At 36.3% G+C, this 234-nt stretch carries 1 protein-coding gene; it reads right to left on the bottom strand.

The annotated features are described in order from the left end of the window. Positions 1–183, bottom strand: a 183-nt coding sequence (locus tag QP119_RS11720) for a hypothetical protein (protein WP_284776349.1), incomplete at its 3' end; no start/stop codon positions are given. Positions 184–234 lie beyond the last annotated feature (51 nt).

The following is a 234-nucleotide window of genomic DNA, read 5'->3' as shown; positions in this document are numbered from 1 at the left end:
AGAATCTTTTCCCCATCGTAACTGATCGGTAATGTATGAATTTGTTGTTTTGTGAAGTATTAAGAGCACAACTTTATTAATAAGGCTGTAAAGAATATAGCTGATAATGGTCACTGCAGCTGGAAAGCAAATATACGCGCTAAAAGATTTATTGCGAGACCTTTCCTCACGCGAGGTTCCCATAAAACGAAGAACATAAACCATGCCTACTGCCGAAATAAAAATTGTTAGAAA

Origin of the sequence: Corynebacterium frankenforstense (genome assembly GCF_030211955.1) — a bacterium.
Lineage (GTDB): Bacteria > Actinomycetota > Actinomycetes > Mycobacteriales > Mycobacteriaceae > Corynebacterium > Corynebacterium frankenforstense_A.
The sequence above is the reverse complement of the archived record's forward strand: the minus strand, read 5'-3'. Positions and strand labels throughout refer to the sequence as shown.